Origin of the sequence: Protofrankia sp. CiT1 (genome assembly GCF_917627335.1) — a bacterium.
GTDB lineage: Bacteria > Actinomycetota > Actinomycetes > Frankiales > Frankiaceae > Protofrankia.
Map to the genome: position 1 here is coordinate 3,701 of NZ_CAKJTP010000168.1, position 3,591 is coordinate 7,291.

Genomic DNA, 3,591 nt, shown 5'->3' on the forward strand with positions numbered 1-3,591 from the left:
ACCGGGCGCGTCGTCTGCCCGCAGCCGTGGGGGCTGTCCAGGCCACATCTGGTCACCGCCCAGGACGCTTCCCGATGAACCCGCGGCCTTTCGTGCTCTTCCTGGCAGCAGTCAGATTTTTTCTGACCGTGATGGTCCGGGGGTGGTCGGGGCCGTAGACGGCCTCGTGAATCGCCAACGCCCGCTGGTACAGGGGCAGGGCCTCCCCGGTCCGACCCAGGGTGTCCAGCGCTACCGCCTGGTTGTTCAGGTCGATGGCGACGTCGGGGTGGTCGGGGCCGTAGGCAGTCTCGTTGATCGTCAGTGCTCGCTGGTACAGGGGCAGCGCTTCCCCGGCCCGGCCCAGGGTTCGCAGCGCCAACGCCTGGTTGTTCAGGGTGGTGGCGACGTCGGGGTGGTCGGGACCGTAGGCAGCCTCGTGAATCGTCAGTGCTCGCTGGTACAGGGGCAGCGCTTCCCCGGCCCGGCCCAGGGTTCGCAGCGCCAACGCCTGGTTGACCAGGTCGCGGGCGACGGCGGGGTGGTCGGGACCGTAGGCAGCCTCGTGAATCGTTAGCGCCCGCTGGCCCAGGGGCAGGGCTTCCCCGGCCCGACCCAGAGTGACCAGCGCCGCCGCCTGGTTGTTCAGGTCGCGGGCGACGGCGGGGTGGTCGGGACCGTAGGCAGCCTCGTGAATCGCCAACGCCCGCCGAAGCAGCGGCAGCGCATCCCTGGCCCGACCCAGGGTGTACAGCGCCAACGCCTGGTTGTTCAGGGTGGTGGCGACGTCGGGGTGGTCGGGGCCGTAGGCAGCCTCGTGAATCGTCAGTGCTCGCTGGTACAAGGGCAGGGCCTCCGCGGTCCGACCCAGAGTGTCCAGCGCCGCCGCCTGGCTGGTCAGGTCGGTGGCGACGTCGGGGTGGTCGGGACCGTAGGCAGCCTCGTGAATCGCCAACGCCCGCCGAAGCAGCGGCAGCGCATCCCCGGTCCGACCCAGGGCGTCCAACGCTACCGCCTGGCTGGTCAGGTCGGTGGCAACGGTGGGGTGGTCGGGACCGTAGGCAGCCTCGTCGATCGTCAGTGCTCGCTGGTACAAGGGCAGGGCCTCCGCGGTCCGACCCAGAGTGTCCAGCGCCGCCGCCTGGTTGACCAGGTCGCGGGCGACGGCGGGGTGGTCGGGGCCGTAGACAACCTCGTGAATCGTCAGCGCCCGCTGGCCCCTGGGCAGGGCCTCCCCGGCCCGGCCCAGGGTGACCAGCGTCACCGCCTGGTTGTTCAGGCCGGTGGCGACGTCGGGGTGGTCGGGACCGTAGGCAGCCTCGTGAATCGTCAGTGCTCGCTGGTACAAGGGCAGGGCCTCCCCGGCCCGGCCCAGGGTGTACAGCGCCAACGCCTGGTTGTTCAGGGTGGCTGCGACGTCGGGGTGGTCGGAGCCGTAGACAACCTCGTCGATCGTCAGTGCTCGCTGGTACAAGGGCAGGGCCTCCCCGGCCCGGCCCAGGGTTCGCAGCGCTTCCGCCTGGTTGACCAGGTCGCGGGCGACGGCGGGGTGGTCGGAGCCGTAGGCAGCCTCGTGAATCGTCAGCGCCCGCTGGTACAAGGGCAGGGCCTCCCCGGCTCGGCCCAGGATAGCCAGCGCTACCGCCTGGTTGTGCAGGTCGCGGGCGACGGCGGGGTGGTCGGAGCCGTAGGCAGCCTCGTGAATCGTCAGCGCCCGCTGGTACAGGGGTAGCGCCGCAGCAGGCTGGCCGTGTTCCCGCAGGTAGGTCGCGGTCCGGTCGCACAGCCACGACAGGCCATCCAGGGTGGCGTCGGCATCGGTGTGCCCGAGCACCGCGGTGACGTGGGGCAGACAGACCCGCCAGGCCGGCCAGGCCTCCGGATTGTGCTCGATGTTTTCGGGCAGGATGCCGTGCAGTAGCCGCACCAGGGTCCCAATCCGGGCCGTATACACCGCGCCGCTCATGGCCCGGCGGGTCACGGCCTGCACCAGCCGATGCACGTCCACCGCGTCCCGGTCGCGGCGGGCCAGACTGTACCCCACCAGCGCGCCGACTGTCGCCGCCCACCGCACCCGGTTACCGACCGCGTCCTTTAACGGTCCGTCGGTAAACCCGGCCGGATCTGCGAACAGGTCGAGAGGGATCGTCTCCGGATCGCACAACGCACACAGTTCCAGCAGTTCCACCGCAGCCGGATGGTCACCGCGCAACCGCTGGAGCGACAACTCCCACAGCACCGCGACCGTCATCCCCTGCCGGTCGGCCACCTCTCCCTCACCGAGCATGTCGCCAAGCTGGTCGGCGAGCAGGTCGGCGTACTCGCCGGGCGGGGTACCGGTCTGGTCGAGATAGCCGGCGGCCTGTTCCACCGCCAGCGGCAGATCCCCCAGCAGCGCACAGATTCGATCCGCGACCGTCGGCTCCAGTCCGGGGAACCGGCCGGTCAGCATGGCCATCGCCTCTGCCCGCGCCAGCAACGGCACTGTGATGGTCGCCCCCAGCGCGGTCAAACCCCGCCGCCGGGAGGTCACCAGCAGCCGGCCCGCGCCTGGTGACGGACGGAAACCCTGAATCATCCGGATCGCATCGGGGTCGTCGGCGTTGTCGAACACCAGCAACGACCGGGGTAGACGTGCCCAGGCCGCCACCACCGCCGTCGGTTTCGCATCGGCGGATAGCCCCACCACTGGGGCCACGTGGGCCAGAAAGCCGTCGATGAGCTCCGGCCGTTCGGCCGGGACCCAGCCCACCCGGTCAAAGGCTGCGGCATACCGGTGGATGTACTCGACCACGAGCGCCGTCTTGCCGACCCCACCCATACCCGCCAGCGCGGTCACCGCCACCGACCCCGACGCCGCCAACCGCTCATGCACCTGGGCGAGCAGCGATTCCCGGCCGACGAAATGCGCCAACCGGGCCGGCACACCCCCCATCGCCGGCAGATCCGGCGGGAACGCCGGACCACTTACCCCACCCGCACCAGCCCGGTCGCCGGGGAAGCCCGGTTCCATGGCCGGCTTCCCCCGCTCGCCCGCAGCTGCGGCAAGCACCGCACGGCGTGCCACGTCCCTACCCACACCGAACAGATCAACAGAGACGATCTGAGCGAACAGCCCCGGCAGCAGACACTCCTCGATCCGAAACACCAGCAGCTTCCGCGCCCGTCCCCTCGGGTCCGCCGCCCACGCCGCCTGCCACCCCGGCGCTGCATACGCCGATTCCAGATAGGCCGCCGACAGCACCGCGACTATCCGGGCCGCGTGCGCGGTTGCCCGATGCATCTCCTCAACGACGTGCGACCCGGCCCCGAAATCCCACGCCTGGATCACTACCCGATACTCCGCCGCTTCTAAGCTCCAGGCGATCCACTCCGCCCACGCACGGTCCACCCCCGTGTACGACACGAAGAAATCCGGGTCGGGAACCTCACTGTCCCCCATGGTCACCCGCCCAGCATGCCATCATCACCCAACACGGCAGAAACCAGCCGACCATCCGCTGTCCGGCCGTGCCCGTCATCCGCCTGGACCAACAGCGATCATCAGCCTCGATGGAGACGTACCGGCCGGAAACCGACGACAGCGATACGCACCCGGGGATACAGCCCACG

Annotated in this window: 1 protein-coding gene; it reads right to left on the reverse strand. The window is 70.2% G+C overall.

The window, feature by feature from the left end; genetic code table 11:
* Positions 1 to 52: 52 nt before the first annotated feature.
* Positions 53 to 3,421: an FxSxx-COOH system tetratricopeptide repeat protein gene (gene fxsT, locus MJ785_RS18740; protein WP_239382056.1), complete on the reverse strand. Its 3,369-nt coding sequence runs from the start codon at positions 3,419 to 3,421 to the stop codon at positions 53 to 55.
* Between the last annotated feature and the right edge of the window lie 170 nt (positions 3,422 to 3,591).

Bases quoted from the DNA above. Each gene is read 5' to 3' on its own strand.
- fxsT (WP_239382056.1), bottom strand. From the start codon at position 3,421: ATGGGGGACAGTGAGGTTCCCGACCCGGATTTCTTCGTGTCGTACACG.